The following is a 1,831-nucleotide window of genomic DNA, read 5'->3' as shown; positions in this document are numbered from 1 at the left end:
GAGGCGGACGGGGTGGCGGACGCGGACGGGGTGGCGGACGCGGTGGTGTCGGTGAGCGCGCCGGCCCGCTGGTTCTACCGGGGTACGGCGCCCATGCGGCGGCTCCACTGGCTGGTGATGCGCCCGGCGGGCCGGGTGGTCGGCCGCTACGGCCTCCGCACCCGGATCCACCACCGGCGCTGGGACCCGGTCCCGCTGTCCCCGGTCGAGGCGGTGCCCCGCATCGCCCCCACACCTCTCCTGATCGTCCACGGCGACCAGGACGGCTACTTCCCGGTGGACCACCCCCGGATGCTGGCCACGGCGGCCGGTGGCCACGGCGAACTGTGGCTGGAGCCGGGCATGGGCCACGCGGAGAACGCGGCGGACGACGAACTGCTGGGGAGGATCGGTGCGTGGGCGGCGGCGGCCGCGTCGCAGAGGCAGAGGACGTGAAGGGAGGGGGTGACGGCAGGGCGCGCTGAAGGACGTGGTGAGGGGCTCCACAAGGGGCGCGATAAAGGGTGCGGGTCTGTGTCCCGATAGCCTGACGGTGTTCACCACGACCGATTGAGGGACGAGATGGCAAAGGGCACGGTGCGTTACTGGGCCGCAGCCAAGGCCGCAGCAGGTGTAGCCGAGGAACCGTACGACGCGGTCACGCTCGCCGAGGCGCTGGACGCGGCCCGCGAGCGACACCCCGGCGAGCTCACCCGCGTCCTGCGGCGCTGCTCCTTCCTCATCGACGGTGACCCCGTGGGCACCCGCGGGCATGAGACGGTACGGCTGGCCGAGGGCGGCACGGTCGAGGTGCTCCCGCCGTTCGCAGGAGGGTGACCCACACCATGAGCAACCAGCCGTACGGCTCCTCGCACGAGGGGCACGAGGGGTACGACCCGTATCAGCAGCAGCCCGGGCACCAGGGGTACCAGCAGCCCGGGCACCAGCAGCAGTCCGCGTCGTGGCAGGGCTACGACGAGCCGCAGGCGGCCCATGCGCAGCAGTACACCCAGCAGTGGGAGGGCCAGACCTGGGAGACCCAGGTGCAGCCTCCGGTGGCCGCGGTGGACGTGACGGAGACGGCGTACCTGCCGCCGCAGGCGTATGGGCAGCACCAGGAGCCGTACGGGCAGTACCCGCCCCCGGCCCAGGGCGCTGCCGCCCAGCCGCAACCGCAGGCACAGCCACAGCCGCAAGCACAGCCGCAACCGCAAGCACAGCCGCAGGCGCAACCGCAGGCACAGCCCTCTTCCCCCGAGCCTGCCTACGGTCCTCCGACCGTCACCGGCAACACGCGCGTCACCGACGCCCAGCGCGCCCGTGCCGAGGGCCGGTCGCCGATCATCGAGCCCGGGATGCAGCCCGCGCTGATCACGGCCGTACTGGGCCTGCTGCTCTCGGTGACGGCCGCGATCGGGGAATACGCCCTCCTCGTACCCCTGGTGATCCTCCAGGCGGTGACCGCGGCGGGCTGGTTCCGGCTCAACGGGATGTGGCCCGCCCGGCAGGGCATCGCGCTGGCCTTCGCGGGTGCGCTGACCGCGGACGCGGCGCTGCTCGTGGTCGGCCGGGAGAACGCGCCGGCCGCGATCCTCGGCACCCTCGGGGTGTGGGTCCTGCTGGCGCTCGTGCTGCAACTGCGCAGCCATGCCGACCCGGACGAGCGGATGTACGGCCTGATGGCCACGGTCGCGTCGGCCGCCCTGTCGATCGTCGCGACCGGGCATCTGGCCGCGGTCGCGGACGCGGTGACCGTGGGCACGGCGGCGGTGGCCGTGGCGGTCGTGGCCCGTGCGCTGCCTCTGCCCACGGTGGTGTCGGTGCTGGTGGCTCTCGTGGCGGGGGCGGGCGC

General features: G+C 73.7%; 2 protein-coding genes and 1 pseudogene. All 3 read left to right on the top strand.

Going from position 1 to position 1,831, the window contains the following annotated elements:
- Positions 1 to 435: pseudogene (locus FNH04_RS45570) on the top strand (alpha/beta hydrolase); the annotation flags it as partial.
- Between the two features lie 126 nt (positions 436 to 561).
- Positions 562 to 816, top strand: a complete 255-nt coding sequence (locus FNH04_RS45565; protein WP_152792085.1) for a MoaD/ThiS family protein — start codon at positions 562 to 564, stop codon at positions 814 to 816.
- 8 nt (positions 817 to 824) lie between these two features.
- Positions 825 to 1,831 (top strand): hypothetical protein (locus FNH04_RS45560; RefSeq protein WP_152792084.1); only part of this gene is annotated, 1,007 nt, incomplete at its 3' end.

The organism is Streptomyces phyllanthi, assembly GCF_009377205.1.
GTDB lineage: Bacteria > Actinomycetota > Actinomycetes > Streptomycetales > Streptomycetaceae > Streptomyces > Streptomyces phyllanthi.
The sequence above is the reverse complement of the archived record's forward strand: the minus strand, read 5'-3'. Positions and strand labels throughout refer to the sequence as shown.

Bases quoted from the DNA above. Each gene is read 5' to 3' on its own strand.
- FNH04_RS45565 (WP_152792085.1), top strand. From the start codon at position 562: ATGGCAAAGGGCACGGTGCGTTACTGGGCCGCAGCCAAGGCCGCAGCA.